The following is a 17,245-nucleotide window of genomic DNA, read 5'->3' on the forward strand; positions in this document are numbered from 1 at the left end:
GTGTTTTAATTAAAATAATGAATAATATTTTTAATGAAAATGGATTTTATCTTTAATTAAAAATGCTGAAAAATTAATTAAAATTAATTGTTGAATTATCTATTGATAATATATTGACAGAAGGCATATGAAAAAAGAAAAAAAAATAAAATGATGGAAATTTAAGCGAAATCACTTACATTTCCTACAACATTTACATCAATATTCTGCTGTGAAGACTCAACATTATTAGAATAATAAGCTGAAAAGTCTTCTTCACCATATCCTGGTTCATCATAGTGTATTGGATGATAATCCGGGTTTGAATAACGTTGTTCATTAAATGAATCCCATGAAGCAATTGCATCATCAGGACCGATTACAGCAGGGTGGTCAATATCGAAATATACATTATCTCCGAAGTGTCTCGGATAGTCACATATCATAATATCTTTTAAAGGCGTTGTAATAGTACCTAATGGCACGTATCTTCCACAATCCATACATAATACATATTTATCCGTGAAATCCTGATGAACATTCACATATACATCATCCTGACCGTCAACTGGCTTATAATTGGTATTATAATAATCTGAAATGTATGCTTCACTTTGTTTTTGAATCTCAGAAGGGAAATCCCCATATTTTATATAGAATTCAGCATCACCATAATCATAAATATACGGATTTGTAGACAAATCAAAGTAACAATCATCAATTCCACAACTTAAATCACATATATAGTCAGCGGAAATTGCTTTTGTAATGTTGCCTAAAGGTATGAATCCACCATCTGCAACACAGTATCCATATTTATCAGTGAAATCTTGACCAATTTTTATGAATATGTGTTCAGCATAATTTGGAGACAAAACATATTCATTTTTATTTATATTATTCCATGGGTCAAAAACTTGATTATCCCCAATATTTTGACTAAACAAGTCTGAATCCCCATTATATGATGCGAATGCAACATTCATGAACCGTGTGACAACATTGTTATCTGCAACATTATTCGCCATCAGAGATGCATGATTTGATGTGACTTTATTTTGAATATTGCTTAAAGAAAACTCATTAGCTTGTTTATCTTTATCTAAAGAAGCATTATTAACTGTTTGATTATTGTTTGAAGAAACATCACCATTAGATGCATCAGATACTTCATTAGAAACTAAATTATCTGCCACATGAGCAAAATCCCCATTTGTAACAAATGCAAAGCCCCCGGCAACTAATCCTATAGCCACTATTATTAATGCACTTATTGCAATTTTATTGATATTTTCACCTCCATGATTAACACTATTGAACAGATATATATATATCGATTAATAGAATAAAAAAGTTAGTATTTAAAAATCAAAAATTAAATTTAATAGTTTATATAAAAAATGATGTAAAGGAGTTATTTTTTATGCAAGTAAGAACAAGAGATTTTATTTACACGACAGATGGAATGTACTTTGCATCAACAAATTATATCCATCCTGATGATAGATACATCTCATTTTTAAGATATATCCCTGATGAAAATGGAGATCGTGAAAAAGACGGAATTAGATACAGAAAAGTAGGTTCACAAGAAGCTTATTCATATTTACGTGAAAATTACCCTGAGTATCTATATTTCTGTGATGTCACCAATGTTGAAATGATGGGTGTTCCCCTAGACAAAGTTGAAAGAGTAATCAAACCGGAAAACAGATTACTTGGCCTAAAAAAGACTTTTGAATCCGGAGGAGAAGTTAAAAACCCGGAAATCATATCTAAATTAATGGATGTTTGTGACTTTTTCCACTACATTGCAGGAGTTGATTATGAAGATATGGGTATTTCTGGGTCAATTCTGCCGGGACTTCAAAAAGATGATGTTTCAGACCTCGATTATGTTATTTATGGACTTGACAATCACAGGAAAGCTATTGAATCATTCAAAAAACACAGAAATGAAGAAGTTTATATTGAAGAAGTGGATAAACACATTACTTTAAACGGAATTACAGACGATTACTGGAATTTTGTTTACAATAAAAGAATGAGTGATTCAAGCCTAACCCCTGAAGAGTTTAAATGGTACGAAAACAGAAAAGCTAATCGTGGAACAATTGACGGCACATTATTTGATATTTTAGCAACTAAAGGATATGATGAAATTGAAGGTACCTGGGGAGATACAAGATACGAACCTCAAGGAATAGCCAAAATTGAATGTGACATTGTAAGTGCACTTGGAGCTTTTGATAATCCATCATTATACACCATCGAAAACCTTGAAATTCTTGAAGGTGTTGAAAAAGACATTGTGGAAGTTGTATCATTTACACATACATATGCAGGAGAGGTAGTTGACGGAGAACATGTAATAGCTAAAGGAAAAGTTGAAAAAGTTATTACTGAAGGTAAGGAAGACCATTACAGGCTTGTTGTTGGCACTACCCGCGAAGCAATTGATGAATATCTCAAGCTAAAAATACCTCCAGCATGAAAAAATTGCTCTAAACCATAAAAATTAACTTAAAAATATATATTTAACCTAACATCACCATATTTATTTATTTTTAAAGAATTAACTGTATTTAAAACCTCTATTTATTTATATTAAGATGTGCAATCTAATATTACAAAATTAAGAGGTTAAAAAATGATAAACATATCTTCAATCAAATCACACATGTATTGTCCAATGAAATTATATTTGCAAACGCATGTTGATACATCAATAAGCAATGATATACAATTAAATATAGAATTGAAAAAGATCAAAATAGACACACAGGACCTGATACAAAAGAATATGAGAAAATTAAAGAAAGAAATGAACATAAGCGAAATTGAGGATACATTATCCGAAAATATTGCAAATTATCTTGAAAGCACATTTTCTGCAATCCAAAATATGGATTTGGGCTTAACTACAGACCAAATACTTGAAATAAATAATGAGACCTACTTCAATATAAAAAATCATGCATTAAAGGCCAAGCAAGCAATGGAACTTTTAGGAAAGAATGGATTTGGAATAGTAGACATGTTCTTCCCGAATTGCATGTATTCCTACCTTTTAAAAGACACGAGATTAGAAGTAATGGGATTATGTGATAAAATTGAAATTGTTGACGGAAAATATTATCCCATATCCATTAAACATTCAACTCCCCCACTTAAAGGAGTTTGGGATCAGGATGCAATAGATTTAGCCGCTAATGCCATATTAATAGAAGAAGAATTTGAAACCGAAGTCTTTGTAGGATTTGTCGATTATGCAAAAATTAATGAAAGACGGCCTGTAGTAATTGATGTTAATATAAGAAAAGCACTGTTTGAAATCATAAATGAAGTAAAAGAAATAGAATACAATAAAAAAGTGCCTACAGTAAAAATAAACGATAAAAAATGTGGAAATTGTGAATATAAAAATATATGTTTAAAAGAATAGGGATTTTCCCTAATTCTTTTTTAATCATAGAATTTTCCTAAGAATTCCTTCATTCTAGCATTATCTGAAGAAAATACCTCATCAGGAGTTCCTTCTTCAATAATATATCCGTCATCCATAAAGATTATTTTATCCCCGACATTACGTGCAAATGCCATCTCGTGAGTAACAATTACCATAGTCATATTTTCAGCAGCCAAATCCCTAATTACAACAAGAATTTCTCCAGTTAATTCTGGATCCAATGCTGAAGTAGGTTCATCAAAAAACAAAATATCCGGATTCATTGCAAGAGCACGAGCAATGGAAACTCTTTGCTGTTGACCCCCAGACAATTCATGGGGATAAGAATCTTCCTTATCTTCCAAACCCATCTTTTTAAGTAAATCACGAGCGGATTTTAAAACTTCATTTTTATCTCTTTTTTGAACTTTTAAAGGAGCATTAGTAATATTTTTTAAAACACTGTGATGAGGGAATAAATTAAAATCCTGAAACACCAATCCAAATGTTCCGTCAAAATTAATTTCTCCACTATCTTCCTGCTCTAAATCAGTGATACAACGAAGTAATGTGGATTTTCCAGAACCTGACGGCCCTATTATACATAATACTTCACCTTTTTCAACATTAAGGGAAATATCTTTAAGTACAACATTTTCATCAAAACTTTTTTTAAGATTTTTAACTTCCAATAAACTCATAATATCCCCTTAACTTAAATAATCATAACGTTTTTCAAGACGTGCCATTACAAATGCAACAAGTACATTGAATACATAATAGAATATACCTGCAACAAGCAATGCCGCAATTGAAGCATCAGCTGCAGCAATTTGTTTTGCAACTGTAAACATTTCCGGAATTGCAATTACAAATGATAATGAAGTATCCTTTACAAGAGTAATAATCTCATTTGTTACTGAAGGAAGAATAATTCTGAATACTTGTGGCAATATGATTATGAAAAATGTCTGTACTTTACCATACCCCAAAACCTGTGCAGCCTCGTATTGTCCTCTAGGAATAGCTTCAATACCACCCCTATAAATTTCAGCAAAGTATGCCGCATAATTCATGGAGAATGCTATTATAACTGCTATAAAACGATAATCCGGAGAAAGAGTCATTCCAAATATATAATATGGACCAAAGAATACTACAATTAACTGCAACATCAATGGCGTACCTCTCATAATAGAAATGTAGACTTTCATCAACAGTCTAAGAGGTGTAAACTTACTCATTCTTCCAAATGCAATTAATAATCCCAATGGAAGTGAAAATAATAAGGTAAGTAAGAAAATTTCGATGGAAGTAATCATACCTTCCATCAAAAGACTTACCATAGAACTTAAAATCATATGCTATTCTACCTCAATCCAAAATCTATTTTTGAATAAGGGAACCAGGAACACCATATTCTGTGTAGTTTTGTGCGATTTTAGTAACAGTACCATCAGCAAACATTTCATCCAAAGTTTTTTGGACTTGGTCTTTCAATTGAGTATCGCCTAATTTAAAACCAACACCATATTGTTCGGATGAAATAGTTTCATTTAAGATTACGAAGTTGCCTGTGCTGTTATCTGAATTGACGTGATATTGTGCTACACCAATATCTATTGCAACAGCATCACAAGCACCAGATTTTAAATCCATAAATGCAGTATTATAATCTGCGACTTGTACTAGATTACTGAATGAATCTCCAATTGTTTTATTATCCCCTTGGAGAGCATGTAATGCAGATGAATCTTTTTGTGTTTCAACATTTTTACCTTTCAAATCAGCTAAAGACTTAATACCAGAATCTGATTTTACAACAACGACTTGTTTATTGTCGATATATGGTTCAGACCAAGTATAATTTTTTTCTCTGCCATTTATTGTGAAACCGTTCCAAATACAATCGATTGAACCGGAATTCAATTCCGCGTCTTTTGCATCCCAGTCAATAGGTTGTGCTACAAATGTCCAATTGTTTCTATTACAAACTTCACGTGCTAAATCTAAATCAAAACCAACATATTCTGATCCGTTTTTATACCCATAAGGAGGGAATTCAGCATCAAAACCAACAATAAAAGTAGTGTTATTATTGGCTACCCTAGTGGAATTATTATTATTTCCACTGCCTAAAAAGTCAAACAATCCTGCACTAACAGCACCCATGACTAAAAAGGCTATAACTACTAAAACTAAAATAAAACCTATTTTTTTCTTCATTTTTAACACCCATATACCATAATAATATTAGAAAAAATAAATTCTAATATATAAAAATAGTTTGTTGTTTTACATATTTATATATAAGATATGGATTCATACTTTCTTTAAAAAAAAATAATAAATTAGAAAAAAAAGAAAAAAATATTTAATTGGGCAGACTGAAAAATTAAAATTTTTTGTTGTCTCCCAAACGATTAATATCGAATACCGCAGTATCAGCAATAGACATTACAGCTAAAACACCTGCCTGAACTGGATCAGTAATAACCAAATCGGCAAATTCTGTTACACTTCCCGGCATATTTAGAGAAATAATAATTAAATTATTCTCTTTTTTGACTTTTTTAACGGATTCTGTAATCTCTCCACCCATCAAAGAACCTGCAAGAACCAAAGCACTGACTCTAGGCAATCTTGAAATAGCTTCAACAGCTTCGGCGATATTATGTTCTCCGACCAAAGGGATTGTATCGATACTTATCCGTTCTCCACGTATATTATGTCTATCCGCTTCAGTAATAGCACCCATAGCAACCTGAGATACCTGAGCACCGCCACCAACAATAATAATACGCTTTCCATAAATATCTAACTGAGAACCATGCAGTTCAACAGATTTAACTTCAGGAATATCATTCAAATCTTTGATTAAGCTGTTAATATCATCCACATGTTCAAGTTCAAAATTAATCGAACCCACATTATTTTTTTCGACATAAAGATGAGTATAACTGATATTAGCACCATAACTAGTAATTATGCTAGTAATATCATCCAAAACTCCTTTCTTCTCACAGGATTGTATTGTTATACTATAATCATTCATTTTGTGGCCTAATTTTATCTAATTCAGCATGCGCCTTTTTCCACATGCGCAAATAATTATCTTCACGATTGACAGGAATTACATCAAGACCTAATTCCCGATGTTCAGCAATCCATTCTTCGTGAAATACTGGTATTTCAACTTTTATTGGTTCAGAGGTTTTATTTACTACTATAAGATTTCTATAAGGAAAATCCCATTCTACAATATAGCCTCCAAGACTTACTATATGATATGGTCTCATAACAAATTTCATAATAATCACCTCTTATAATAATCCAAGTACAATAGATAATATTCCAAGTAATGTAGCACCAAGAATAGTTGGCAATAACTGTCTGTTTGTAAATACAGGAGTAAATGCTGAAAATATTCCCATCATCAATACAAATACTAAAACAACAGCTATATTAATGAGTATAGTTGGAGAGAATATGTTTGGTGGAACTCCAATAAATAATACTGAAAATAAAACACCCATTGTAAACATTAAAAATCCTCTTGTAATAAAGACTATTGACCTATATTTTGACGCATATTCCATGTATGGTCCTTCGATAACATCACATTTAGCTTTAATTATTGAAAATGGATACTCATTCAAAATAATCATATACCCAATGAAAAATACAACAGCAGCTATTCCACCAGCCACTGTAAATAAGAACGGTCCATTTGCTTGTTGATATGTAACAATATCATTAAGGAAAATGCTTCTTGCAGCAGTTACTGGAGCAAATAATGCCAAATATAATGGAAATGAACCATATGTAATCATTCTTAGAGATCTTTTTGCACTGATATCTTCAATGAATGAAAGTGTAGTATTCAAATGAGCTGCACCTTTTACCCTATCAGGGAAAGGCATTCTAACAGACATTATAGATTTGGATAAAGACCCCATTAACACATAACAAATTTCTTCTACCTTTAGAAAACCTACGATTGCTACCAAACTTGAAAGAGCAGGAATTGCATATGCATAAGGAGTAACAGCTATCATCATAGACAATACGACTAAAAAGCATATTATTGGTAATGCTTTGTATAATCCAGGTACTGGAGAAGATGGTTTGATATTTTCCTTAAATAAGAATTTGATAGGAGCCATAATACCCGGACTTGTAACCGGAGGTCCGATTCTTTGTTGAATTCTAGCATGAACATATTTTCTTTCAATTCCAGGCAATAATGTAGATATTAAAAAGCAAACAACTACAGTTATTATGACTGCTAAAATTGAATTTATTACAGTAGTAGTTTCAAACATGATTCTATCTCCTTATAATTTCTATTGCTCTATCAGTACAGGTAAAACAAGGGTCGCACTGTACAATACACAATTGTGCATCAGTAACATGATCTCCAATACAAGCATATTGCATTGCACCAATATTAGCCATTGATGGAGTTCTAATAATACAATGTCTTACCCTTCCGCTTTCCAATGCATAAGAATGATAAAGTGTTCCTCTTGGAACTTCAATATAACTTTCATTTAAATCTGTGTCAAACATTTCCCAATCCCTATTTACAACTTTTCCCTCAGGAATATTGGCAATAGCTTGACGAATGATTTTAATTGATTCGAATGATTCCAATGCTCTCATCAATAAGTTAGATTTAACATCACCATCAGGTTGAGTAATTACATTAAAGTCAAAATCATCATATTCAAACATTGTTGTTCTTAAATCTCTTGCAACACCAGTCGCCCTTAAAGATGGGCCGGTAACAGCCAACCTAATAGCTTGTTTTGCCGGAAGTGCACCGACACCAGTGACTCTTGAAATCAATATTGAATCTGCCATGAACCTTTCAGCAAAATCAGTTAATCCTGCTTCAACTTTATCCATATCATCTTTAAGCCTTTGCAATTTCGCTTCATCCAAATCGCATCTTGGCCTTACACCGCCTAAAACAGAACAACCGTATTGAACTCTATTTCCCCCAATCATTGCAAGGAGTTCCATGACTATTTCTCTTAAGTAAAATACCCTCATTGAAAATGTTTCATGAGCTACGGTTTCACAGCCGTGTGCTAAATAAAGGAAATGTGAGTGTAATCTTTCAAGTTCTCCCATTATAACCCTAATATAAAGAGCCCTATCAGGTATTTCAATGCCTAGACCCATTTCAGCAGTTCTGCATGAATTCCAGATATGTGAATTTGAACAAATTCCACAAATCTTTTCAGTTAAAGAATTTGCTTTTTCAACAGGCAAACCTTCCATTATTCTTTCAATACCCCTATGATTAACACCAATTGTTATTTCAGCTTCCTGAACGATTTCATCTTCAACAAAAAGCCTTACTCTATAAGGTTCCAATGCAGCTGGGTGAACTGTACCCAGTGGAATTTCTGTTTCTATAATATTACTTCTTGGTACTTTTTCCTCCATTTAATCACCTAATCCGCATCTAATAATGTTGGTAATAATGATACCACTCCAGCTAAAACATCTTGAGGCCTTACTGCACATCCAGGGACTTTAGCAGCAACAGGTATGACATTTTCAACTGGTCCTTCAATTTCCTCTGATGGAATATCTCCATGAATATTCTTATATACTCCACCCATTAATGCACAACTTCCAGCAGCTACAACTAATTTAGGGTCAGGAATAGCTTCATAAATAGCTTCCAAAGGTTTTCTATTCAAATGAGTAACCGGTCCTGTGACAACCAAAACATCAGCTTCACGAGGATTCCAAGTCAAGAAAACCTTATATTGCTCAGCATCAAATCTTGGAGATAATACAGTATTTACAATCTCAATATCGCAACCGTTACATCCGCCAGTATAAACCAGCATGATATGAATTGCCCTTGCTCTTGAAAAAGATTTAATACCCATTTATTCACCATCCTCATTATTTTTTAATACAGTTTTGTCTGAAAGATAAGTTGAAATAACTTTAAGTTTATCATCTGAAATTTTAAATGGTTGTGTCATTAATTCATCGACATTAACCTCTTGGTCTCCGACACAACTTGGATGAATTGTTCCTTTTTGCCCATAAAGTGAATATATCGGACAAAAATCATGACAATAATAGCAAACAATACATTTTTCAAGATTAATTTCAGGCACTTGATTTTTAACCCAACCATCAGTTATCTTAACTGGACTCGTTAGATTTTTCATTTCTATAGCATTTGTTGGACAAACATTAGCACAACCTGCACAGCCAATGCATGCAGATTCATCAACCCTATCATCTACTTCCACGGATAATGTAGCAATCTGATTTCTTAAATCCATATCAGTTACCCTATCAGCAGCGAAAAAGATTCTTTTAAAGTTAGTGAACGCTCCTTCCAAAGCTACTCTTATCATACTTTTCATTTAAACACCCTCAATTGAATCTTTAAAGTTTCTCTCAAAGATAAATGCATTGGCAGGACAGCTGTTCTTACAGGTTCCGCAATAAATACATTCTTCTTCATTAACTACAAATTTACCGTCAACTTCATCAATTGCCTCATATGGACAGACCTTATGACATAAACCACAATGCATACATAGTTTTTGGTCAATTAAATTGAAACCTCCACTAATTTTTGCCTTATACATTGTTGTTCTAGGAATTGCATCAACAGGACAGTGTACAGCACAGTTCTCACACAATATACATTTTCCTAAATCTACTGAAATTGTTCCCCTGTACAATGTAATAGCATCTTCCTGACACTCTTCACAACATATTCCACATGAAATACAATCATCTGAAACTTTTCCATCCCATTTAGCTACTTTATATTGCCTTGCATTGACTGCATCACAAACTTGAACACATTTTCCACAGCTTACACAGAATCCTGCAAGTGTTGGAAGTTCTGTTTCATCAAATTCATCATAAATAAACATTTCATCGTCTTCATGCAGTGAATTAACTGGACAATGACTAATGGCTACATCATGAGTTGAATCAACATCCCTAATCGGATCATATCTCAATCTGCCACCATCCTTAATAAGAGATTCATTTTCACATAAATCAGAACATAATCCGCAGTTAAGACATGAAACCAAATGACCTGTAGGTTCCTGATTGAGCTTATTAACAGTCAGCTTAAAGTCGTCTAAAGATATTGCATTATTTGGACATGCTTTCATACAATTAAGACAAAGTGTACAGGTATCCTTCTTAATCATTTGGAACTTATTCATTGACCCGTTAGGACAGACATCATAACAGATTTTACATTCCCTACAAATTCCATCAGCCCTATCCTGTACAACATCAATTGCACCCATTGGACAATATTCAGAACATCTTCCACAGAATATACATTTATCAAAGTCAGTTCCAAAGTATCCTCTCGTTACTTCCTTAACCTTTTCTGATTTTAAAGGAAGATTATCGATATTTGGAATCAATATATTCATTGAATTTATGAAATTAATCTGTTTTTCACGAGTGAATTCTGCCCCGTCAACTCTGGACGGACAAATCTCAGCACAAACACCACAACGTGAACATAAACCATAAACGATACCGTCTTCAATGTGAATATTGTTTGTTGGACAGTTATACATACAGATTCCACAGCCATTACATTTGGCTCTGTCTATAACATATCCCCCATAACTATTAACAAATATTGCATCATTCGGACAGTTTTCATAACAGATTCCGCAAGTAAGACAGCTAAAAGCCTTTCCATTGATTAAACGAATCGCTTTTGTAGGACATTCTTTAATACATTCTCCTTTTCCTTCACATGTATTAGTTGATAAAAACATTTTAACACCTCCTAGCTACTCCTTGCGAATATAAATTTAGACAACAAAATACCGATTAAAGCTGATACAAATGCTGTTGATAATGGAATATATTCATAAAATGGAAATTCACCAATTTGCCATGCCATTATTAATGCAGCAATTATTATAACTACATAAGAGGAAGTTTTAAATGACGTGTCACTGATATTGCCCGTTTTGATTTGGGATCCAATAATTAAACCTAGAATGAATCCAAAAATGATTGGTCCAATAGCTATCATTTCTCAGCATCCTCCTCAACAAATTTTTTAAAGCCTGCAAATGCAATTACAATAGCGCTCAATCCAACAAATACCTTTAAACCTACAAAGATATTTAAGTAAGGAATGATACCTGCATTAGTCACATCCGGATAATGGAATACTGATTGGATAGATGCAGGAACAATATTAAATATATCTGCTCCAACATTATAGAGGAAAAATCCTCCTGCAAATAAACCTACCAAACCTAAAGCAATATATCCTAAAGCTCCGATTGATTCAAATACTTCAATATAAGTATGTGAAAATTCCAAAGGAGAATTACCCAATCCATAAACAAGGATTGATAATATAACTCCAGACGCAATCATGGCTCCACCTTGGAAACCTCCACCAGGAGTTATGTGTCCTCCAAGAATAGTCGTTATACCCAAACATATTAAAATAATTGAAATTGGTAACGCTATCAACTTAAGAATTTGACTCATAGTTTACCTCCCAATCTTCCTCTTCCAAATACAAGTAAAACCACAAGTCCTGCAGTTAAAAGTATAATTGATTCACCTAATGTATCATAACCTCTGAAATCAAAAATAACTGCAGTTACCATATTCGGAGCGATTTTGGTTCCTAATGCATTATAAATATTACTTACACCTGGAGTAATCATTTTACTAATATGGAAAACTGCATCGAATAATGTAACTGCCAATATTGTAGTTATAACAGCAGCAAATAAATTTCTAACCTGATTAGACAAGGACACCACCCCAGTATAAGAATATAACAATAAAACCTAATGTAATGACTGCATAGAATAACATTTTATTTAGAGAATCCTCTTGTTCAATTCTGAATTTAGGAAGAAGAGGAATGCTTGTTATTAAGACAACAGCCAATATTAAAGTAACTAAACCGGCAAGCAAAACATTGACATGCCTAAGCAGCAAACTTGCAATTACAATTGAAACAATTATAAATATTTCTGCAGTAATACTTCCTGAAACATCAGCATTGGTTACTGGACCAGGAGAGAATAACTTTTTAAATCTTTTTACAACATAAAACAGTTGATCATAAAGTTTCATTATAACAAGCCCCCTACATAGTTAGAAATACCGTTAGTTACAACATCAGGGAATAAACCTAATGCAATAATAAGAATCAATAGTATAAACATAGTGAAAACCATTGCTTTTGGAACCTCTTTATCTGCAACTTCTAAATCATGTGGTTTTGGTCTTAAAAACATAGAGTAGAATGTTTTAACAAATACTACAAAAGTAGCAATGCTGACCATAATAGTTAAAATGGACAATTCGGGATAACCACAACTTAAAGAAGCCTGAACTAACATTAATTTAGATTGGAAACCATTAAAAGGAGGAACACCAGCCATAGCCAAACCACCAAATAATAGCATAATTCCTACTTTAGGGTGATATGCCAAAAGACCTCCCAATTTACGGGTATCAACCTCGTTGGTTGAATGGACAATAGCTCCAAATCCAATGAATAACAATGCAGTGATAACAATTTCATTTAAAGCCTGGAACAAACCGGCAGTTAATGCAAATTGAGTTCCAAGACCTATACCCAAACCTATGAAACCAAGTTCTCCTACAGCTAAAAATCCAATCATACGTCTAAAGTCCGTTTGGGTTAAAGCCATAGATACACCCAATATCATTGCAATAACTGAGAACAATACTATAAGGACTTCAAATATCGGTAATGTTGAGTATATTCTAAACATTATAAGTACAATTGAAATCATTGAAATAACAGTAAATGATTGAAGTAAAGCTGCACCATGAGGCTCTGCCTTACTGTAAATACCAGACTTAATAGTATGGAATGGAGGTAAACCTGATGCATACAACCATCCAAAGAATATTAAACCTAATGATAACAAGAATACTGGAGAGGTAACATCCAAAAGACCTCCGCGAATTATCGCTACAATATCAGTAACGTTAACAGTACCTGTCATAGCCAATAGGAATCCAATTCCTAAAAGCATCATAGGACTTCCAATTGAACCCAAAATCATGTATTTTAAAGCCATTTCATAACTGTAATCAATTGATGATGCCGCTACAATACCCACCTGTGCAAGTGCCAAAATTTCAAAGAACACAAACATGTGGAATATATCGTCAGTGAGTATTAATGCCGTTACAGCAGCAGTACCCATGAATAATAGGAATAAATACGGACCGGACACTTTTTTATACTTGGTTAAATAAATAAAGACAACTAAAAATGTCAAAATTCCTATCATTGCAATAAAACATTGCTGCATGAAATTGAATGAATATGTAATTGCCGGATGATAAACTATATTCGTTATGTTATCAACCATCGGTTCGTATCCGCCAAAGTAGTGCAGACCGTAATTTGATACAATCGGAATAATCGGCAAACAAATTGCAACAACAAATGCCAGAATTCTAATGAGTTTATCAAATTTTGAAAAAGCACTTAAAAGTAATGCTGCCACCATAGGAATAATAACCATCAATGGAATTAGTTCATTCATTATATTCCTCCTGTTTTGATGTGTCAGCCAACATTACACTAGTACTTAAAGTTCCATATTTCCTATAAAGAACCATTACTAAAGCAAGCATAACTGCAAGGGTACTAGCCCCAATTACTATACTGGTAAGTACTAAACCATAAGGAAGTGGATAAGACGCATTTGAAGCAAACCATGCTGGATCCATATTCGGCATTAAAATTGGAACAATACCGCCAGCTTTATAACCAATTCCAACAATGAACAAATTGGCCCCCTCTTCTATAAAGCTGATACCTATGATTTTTTTAATAATATTATCTACAAAGATTGCAGCATAAAGACCAATGACAACTAGAGCAATTGATGTAAATAATATAGCAAGTTGAGTTTCAGCCATCATGCATCACCTCTTTGTGTTTTTTTAACAGCCAATGCAATAAATACAGGAACAATAGCTGCACCCACAATAGCTTGAGTCAATGCAACATCAGGAGCCAGCAATACTTGGAATAAAACTGCAAGAGCTCCTCCGGAAAATCCTGTTAATATCGCTGCTTTTAATAAATCCTTTTGAATGAGGGCAAGAATAGCACTTAAAATTGTTATAATCATTAATATATATTCTATCATCTTACTCCTCCTCAATAATATCTAAAGTTGAAATTGTGAAACGATCATCCGCCTTAAGCTTTTCAGAATCATCATCTTCCAATTCTTGAGCTTTAGCTTTTGGAACAATAAACGGATTTGAATTATCCACATCTTCTTCAACAACATTTAATTCCGCATTATTTTCAACATCTTCACTTTTATAGAAAGCATTAGCTATTGCATGAGCCGTAAATGGTGCTAGAATAAAGTATATTCCTGCAAGCAAATATTGACCTAATCCAATCATTGCTATAACACAAGCAACATCAAAAATCCCAACAATATGAATTCTTCCATAAACAGCATTCTTTCTATTGCTAGAAAGAGTTACAAGACCAACAGCAGACACAATTACTAAAAATGCTGCAATCAATAGGAGGATCGATTGTATAATCTCAACAACCATCACTTATCGCCCCCTGCAACAACAGCAAAAGCAACAGTACCTACAAATCCAAAGAATATTAAAGCTAATGATATATCCCTATAAAAAGCGAGACTCCACATATCACCAAAAATAAGTAAAGCTACAGCAAAAGCTACAACTACAACAGAACTTCCAAGCAGCCCCATTGATGTAGTCCTGTAGGCACTTATCCTCAGTGCAGCAATCATCATTATGACAATTGCCACAATTAAAATATATTTTGAAATAATCAATATGTCCATTAATATCCCACTCGATTAATTTAAATATAAAGAAGCGTCATTTTAACAAATCTACTCTAACATCTTCTTAATATATGGTTCAAAAGGAATAATATCCTCTTTACTTCTTGGAGAAATAGCAGCTACTTTAATAATTTGATTTTCAGAATCTAAATCTATAGATAAAGTTCCTGGAGTTAATGAAATACTATTTGCCAAAATTGTCTGAGAAACAGGTCTTTCTAAAACTGTCTCGACATCTATAACTACAGGATTAATATCTCTTCTCATAATCTTATTAAAGACAACGTCTATCGTTGATTTAATAATTTCGTAAATAAGGTCTAAGAAATAAATTATTCCATAAACAATCCTAGTCAAAAACATTAAACAAGCTCCATTTCAATTGAATTTAAAGTCAAAAAATTGACATTATAATTATACAGTAATATTTATCATGATTATTTATTATAAATGTATGCTTTTGAAAAAAAAATTTATAAAAAATATAAGTAAAATCAGTTTTAAAATTATTAAATAATTTAAAAAAAATTATTTGATTAATTAAATTATTTAAAAGTTAGTGCAAAAAATTTAACTAACATTTTCAATTTTATTTTGTTTTTTGGGCATAATCTGTTCAGTCCATTTTAAGTCATCAACTTGATTTGTGTTATTGCTCCACCATGGTTATCATTTGCAATGTTACCGCCAATATTCTATGTTTTTAGTTTAAAGTATCTACATAGATTGCTACACCATAATTATCTGTCCAGTTATTGTTTAAAATATAATTTTCCAAAGTGTATTGAGCTGAACCACCAATATGAATAGTACCTCCATTGTAATTATCATCATTCCTTCCATTAATAATTTTAAGATTTTTTAATACTATATTATCACTGCTTGAATGAGATGCACTGCAATCTTCTTTTCCTAAACAATCAATAGTATGGTCTTGTCCATCAATAGTTAAATCCTTATTCAAAATAATAATAGTATCATCTGCCCCTTCATAATCCCGAGTTAAATTTAAAACAGAAACCTCAGGAGAGTTATTTATCTCCTTTTGAAGATCATTAAAATTACCCTGATTAGTTGATTCATCCAGAATCGGAGAAGCTTTAACAACTAAACCATAGCAACAAGACACCAAAAAAGGATTATTATCGATATGGCGAGGATTACTATCAACATGATGAATATTTGAAAATGGCCAAAACTTCCATTCAATTAACTCATTATTTCCATCAGATGGAAATACCCGCCAATAATTACCATTTATTTCATCATAAATACCACAATTATATACACAATTTCCTTCATCAGCCATATTATTGAGGAAATAATTATTTTTTAAAGTTAAATGGGCACGGCTTGAATCCAGATAGATTGCTCCACCTTCATCATTACAACGATTATTTATAAAAGTGCATTCTGAAAAAGTAATCCAATTTTCATTATTAATATATATAGCACCACCATCATCATTTTCAGCTTTATTATTAATAAATGAAGCATATTTAACATCTTTATCAAATTTATTAGTGTATATTGCTCCACCATAATCTCTGGCAGTATTATCTTCAAAGAAAGATGGAGTATTTTCTAATATAACTTTAGATGCGTAAACTGAACCTCCTTTATTTTCAGCATAATTCTTTCTAAATGTACAATTATTGATTATTACATCATCTTCTGCACGAATAGCACCACCATAGCATAAAAGAACTTTAGCTCCAACCGCTTTATTATTTTCAAACAAACAATGTCTTACATTAACATTGTCTTCAGCATAAACAGCACCACCATCAACCTTAGCACTATTCCCATCAAACAAAGCATTTACAGCACTAACATCCCACTCAGCATAAACAGCACCACCATTATCATCACCCGCAGTATTATTAATAAAGAAAGAAGAAAACTCACCAGATTCCTGATT

At 32.6% G+C, this 17,245-nt stretch carries 24 protein-coding genes; 2 read left to right on the forward strand and 22 right to left on the reverse strand.

What is annotated here, in order from left to right; translation table 11 throughout:
• Positions 1-161: 161 nt before the first annotated feature.
• Positions 162-1,235, reverse strand: coding sequence for a hypothetical protein (locus ACKI3Q_RS02435; RefSeq protein ID WP_407413919.1), 1,074 nt, complete (start codon positions 1,233-1,235; stop codon positions 162-164).
• A 167-nt stretch (positions 1,236-1,402) separates the two neighbouring features.
• On the opposite strand from ACKI3Q_RS02435, the gene ACKI3Q_RS02440 reads away from it, so the two are divergent.
• The gene (locus ACKI3Q_RS02440; protein WP_407413921.1) at positions 1,403-2,473 is read left to right on the forward strand and encodes a DNA polymerase subunit beta; all 1,071 of its coding nucleotides are present in this window, start codon (positions 1,403-1,405) and stop codon (positions 2,471-2,473) included.
• Between the two features lie 156 nt (positions 2,474-2,629).
• Positions 2,630-3,424 carry a Dna2/Cas4 domain-containing protein gene (locus ACKI3Q_RS02445; protein ID WP_407413923.1) on the forward strand — a complete coding sequence of 265 codons (795 nt, stop codon included), beginning with the start codon at positions 2,630-2,632 and terminating at the stop codon, positions 3,422-3,424.
• A 20-nt stretch (positions 3,425-3,444) separates the two neighbouring features.
• Here ACKI3Q_RS02445 and ACKI3Q_RS02450 read toward each other — a convergent pair whose 3' ends face one another.
• The 21 genes from ACKI3Q_RS02450 to ACKI3Q_RS02550 form a co-directional block, all read right to left on the reverse strand.
• Positions 3,445-4,128, reverse strand: coding sequence for an amino acid ABC transporter ATP-binding protein (locus ACKI3Q_RS02450; protein ID WP_407413925.1), 684 nt, complete (start codon positions 4,126-4,128; stop codon positions 3,445-3,447).
• Between the two features lie 9 nt (positions 4,129-4,137).
• The gene (locus ACKI3Q_RS02455) at positions 4,138-4,788 is read right to left on the reverse strand and encodes an amino acid ABC transporter permease (protein WP_407413927.1); all 651 of its coding nucleotides are present in this window, start codon (positions 4,786-4,788) and stop codon (positions 4,138-4,140) included.
• 25 nt (positions 4,789-4,813) lie between these two features.
• Positions 4,814-5,653 (reverse strand): amino acid ABC transporter substrate-binding protein, encoded by an 840-nt coding sequence (locus tag ACKI3Q_RS02460; RefSeq protein WP_407413929.1) that lies wholly within the window; start codon positions 5,651-5,653, stop codon positions 4,814-4,816.
• A gap of 169 nt (positions 5,654-5,822) precedes the next feature.
• The gene (locus ACKI3Q_RS02465) at positions 5,823-6,482 is read right to left on the reverse strand and encodes a DUF5612 domain-containing protein (protein ID WP_407413931.1); all 660 of its coding nucleotides are present in this window, start codon (positions 6,480-6,482) and stop codon (positions 5,823-5,825) included.
• Positions 6,475-6,738, reverse strand: a complete 264-nt coding sequence (locus tag ACKI3Q_RS02470; RefSeq protein WP_296795861.1) for an energy-converting hydrogenase B subunit P — start codon at positions 6,736-6,738, stop codon at positions 6,475-6,477. The genes ACKI3Q_RS02465 and ACKI3Q_RS02470 overlap by 8 nt, the downstream gene beginning before the upstream one ends.
• A gap of 12 nt (positions 6,739-6,750) precedes the next feature.
• Positions 6,751-7,752 (reverse strand): respiratory chain complex I subunit 1 family protein, encoded by a 1,002-nt coding sequence (locus ACKI3Q_RS02475; RefSeq protein ID WP_407413933.1) that lies wholly within the window; start codon positions 7,750-7,752, stop codon positions 6,751-6,753.
• Between the two features lie 4 nt (positions 7,753-7,756).
• Complete coding sequence (locus ACKI3Q_RS02480; RefSeq protein ID WP_407413935.1) at positions 7,757-8,884, reverse strand: nickel-dependent hydrogenase large subunit; 1,128 nt, start codon at positions 8,882-8,884, stop codon at positions 7,757-7,759.
• An 8-nt stretch (positions 8,885-8,892) separates the two neighbouring features.
• The gene (locus ACKI3Q_RS02485) at positions 8,893-9,339 is read right to left on the reverse strand and encodes an NADH-quinone oxidoreductase subunit B family protein (protein ID WP_407413937.1); all 447 of its coding nucleotides are present in this window, start codon (positions 9,337-9,339) and stop codon (positions 8,893-8,895) included.
• Positions 9,340-9,831, reverse strand: a complete 492-nt coding sequence (locus ACKI3Q_RS02490; RefSeq protein WP_407413939.1) for a 4Fe-4S binding protein — start codon at positions 9,829-9,831, stop codon at positions 9,340-9,342.
• Positions 9,832-11,232 carry a 4Fe-4S binding protein gene (locus tag ACKI3Q_RS02495; protein WP_407413941.1) on the reverse strand — a complete coding sequence of 467 codons (1,401 nt, stop codon included), beginning with the start codon at positions 11,230-11,232 and terminating at the stop codon, positions 9,832-9,834.
• A gap of 11 nt (positions 11,233-11,243) precedes the next feature.
• Positions 11,244-11,495 carry an energy-converting hydrogenase B subunit J gene (locus tag ACKI3Q_RS02500; RefSeq protein ID WP_407413943.1) on the reverse strand — a complete coding sequence of 84 codons (252 nt, stop codon included), beginning with the start codon at positions 11,493-11,495 and terminating at the stop codon, positions 11,244-11,246.
• Positions 11,492-11,965, reverse strand: a complete 474-nt coding sequence (locus tag ACKI3Q_RS02505; protein ID WP_407413945.1) for an MnhB domain-containing protein — start codon at positions 11,963-11,965, stop codon at positions 11,492-11,494. Before ACKI3Q_RS02505 ends, ACKI3Q_RS02500 begins: the two co-directional genes overlap by 4 nt.
• The gene (locus tag ACKI3Q_RS02510; protein ID WP_407413947.1) at positions 11,962-12,237 is read right to left on the reverse strand and encodes an EhbH; all 276 of its coding nucleotides are present in this window, start codon (positions 12,235-12,237) and stop codon (positions 11,962-11,964) included. Before ACKI3Q_RS02510 ends, ACKI3Q_RS02505 begins: the two co-directional genes overlap by 4 nt.
• Complete coding sequence (locus ACKI3Q_RS02515; protein ID WP_407413949.1) at positions 12,230-12,565, reverse strand: hydrogenase; 336 nt, start codon at positions 12,563-12,565, stop codon at positions 12,230-12,232. Before ACKI3Q_RS02515 ends, ACKI3Q_RS02510 begins: the two co-directional genes overlap by 8 nt.
• A complete protein-coding gene (gene ehbF, locus ACKI3Q_RS02520; RefSeq protein ID WP_407413961.1) occupies positions 12,565-14,022 on the reverse strand; it encodes an energy conserving hydrogenase EhbF in 1,458 nt (485 codons plus the stop codon). The genes ACKI3Q_RS02515 and ehbF overlap by 1 nt, the downstream gene beginning before the upstream one ends.
• Positions 14,012-14,398, reverse strand: coding sequence for a cation:proton antiporter subunit C (locus ACKI3Q_RS02525; RefSeq protein ID WP_295725700.1), 387 nt, complete (start codon positions 14,396-14,398; stop codon positions 14,012-14,014). Before ACKI3Q_RS02525 ends, ehbF begins: the two co-directional genes overlap by 11 nt.
• Entirely contained in the window at positions 14,398-14,631 is a 234-nt protein-coding gene (locus ACKI3Q_RS02530; protein WP_407413951.1) for a DUF4040 domain-containing protein, read from the reverse strand. Before ACKI3Q_RS02530 ends, ACKI3Q_RS02525 begins: the two co-directional genes overlap by 1 nt.
• Position 14,632: 1 nt before the next feature.
• Positions 14,633-15,058: a cation:proton antiporter gene (locus ACKI3Q_RS02535; protein ID WP_407413953.1), complete on the reverse strand. Its 426-nt coding sequence runs from the start codon at positions 15,056-15,058 to the stop codon at positions 14,633-14,635.
• Entirely contained in the window at positions 15,058-15,321 is a 264-nt protein-coding gene (locus ACKI3Q_RS02540) for a hypothetical protein (RefSeq protein WP_407413955.1), read from the reverse strand. The genes ACKI3Q_RS02535 and ACKI3Q_RS02540 overlap by 1 nt, the downstream gene beginning before the upstream one ends.
• 51 nt (positions 15,322-15,372) lie before the next feature.
• Positions 15,373-15,687 (reverse strand): Na+/H+ antiporter subunit E, encoded by a 315-nt coding sequence (locus ACKI3Q_RS02545; protein ID WP_407413957.1) that lies wholly within the window; start codon positions 15,685-15,687, stop codon positions 15,373-15,375.
• Between the two features lie 340 nt (positions 15,688-16,027).
• A partial coding sequence (locus tag ACKI3Q_RS02550) for a right-handed parallel beta-helix repeat-containing protein (RefSeq protein WP_407413959.1) occupies positions 16,028-17,245 on the reverse strand: 1,218 nt, incomplete at its 5' end.

It is taken from the genome of Methanobrevibacter sp., from assembly GCF_045636185.1.
Taxonomy (GTDB): Archaea; Methanobacteriota; Methanobacteria; order Methanobacteriales; family Methanobacteriaceae; genus Methanocatella.

Coding starts and splice junctions, on each gene's coding strand:
- ACKI3Q_RS02460 (WP_407413929.1), bottom strand. CDS start 5,653: ATGAAGAAAAAAATAGGTTTTATTTTAGTTTTAGTAGTTATAGCCTTT.
- ACKI3Q_RS02505 (WP_407413945.1), bottom strand. CDS start 11,965: ATGAGTCAAATTCTTAAGTTGATAGCGTTACCAATTTCAATTATTTTA.
- ACKI3Q_RS02445 (WP_407413923.1), top strand. CDS start 2,630: ATGATAAACATATCTTCAATCAAATCACACATGTATTGTCCAATGAAA.
- ACKI3Q_RS02480 (WP_407413935.1), bottom strand. CDS start 8,884: ATGGAGGAAAAAGTACCAAGAAGTAATATTATAGAAACAGAAATTCCA.
- ACKI3Q_RS02470 (WP_296795861.1), bottom strand. CDS start 6,738: ATGAAATTTGTTATGAGACCATATCATATAGTAAGTCTTGGAGGCTAT.
- ACKI3Q_RS02540 (WP_407413955.1), bottom strand. CDS start 15,321: ATGGACATATTGATTATTTCAAAATATATTTTAATTGTGGCAATTGTC.
- ACKI3Q_RS02440 (WP_407413921.1), top strand. CDS start 1,403: ATGCAAGTAAGAACAAGAGATTTTATTTACACGACAGATGGAATGTAC.
- ACKI3Q_RS02490 (WP_407413939.1), bottom strand. CDS start 9,831: ATGAAAAGTATGATAAGAGTAGCTTTGGAAGGAGCGTTCACTAACTTT.
- ACKI3Q_RS02525 (WP_295725700.1), bottom strand. CDS start 14,398: ATGGCTGAAACTCAACTTGCTATATTATTTACATCAATTGCTCTAGTT.
- ACKI3Q_RS02450 (WP_407413925.1), bottom strand. CDS start 4,128: ATGAGTTTATTGGAAGTTAAAAATCTTAAAAAAAGTTTTGATGAAAAT.
- ACKI3Q_RS02530 (WP_407413951.1), bottom strand. CDS start 14,631: ATGATAGAATATATATTAATGATTATAACAATTTTAAGTGCTATTCTT.
- ACKI3Q_RS02475 (WP_407413933.1), bottom strand. CDS start 7,752: ATGTTTGAAACTACTACTGTAATAAATTCAATTTTAGCAGTCATAATA.
- ACKI3Q_RS02465 (WP_407413931.1), bottom strand. CDS start 6,482: ATGAATGATTATAGTATAACAATACAATCCTGTGAGAAGAAAGGAGTT.
- ACKI3Q_RS02535 (WP_407413953.1), bottom strand. CDS start 15,058: ATGGTTGTTGAGATTATACAATCGATCCTCCTATTGATTGCAGCATTT.
- ACKI3Q_RS02515 (WP_407413949.1), bottom strand. CDS start 12,565: ATGAAACTTTATGATCAACTGTTTTATGTTGTAAAAAGATTTAAAAAG.
- ACKI3Q_RS02500 (WP_407413943.1), bottom strand. CDS start 11,495: ATGATAGCTATTGGACCAATCATTTTTGGATTCATTCTAGGTTTAATT.
- ACKI3Q_RS02455 (WP_407413927.1), bottom strand. CDS start 4,788: ATGATTTTAAGTTCTATGGTAAGTCTTTTGATGGAAGGTATGATTACT.
- ACKI3Q_RS02485 (WP_407413937.1), bottom strand. CDS start 9,339: ATGGGTATTAAATCTTTTTCAAGAGCAAGGGCAATTCATATCATGCTG.
- ACKI3Q_RS02495 (WP_407413941.1), bottom strand. CDS start 11,232: ATGTTTTTATCAACTAATACATGTGAAGGAAAAGGAGAATGTATTAAA.
- ACKI3Q_RS02545 (WP_407413957.1), bottom strand. CDS start 15,687: ATGTTTTTGACTAGGATTGTTTATGGAATAATTTATTTCTTAGACCTT.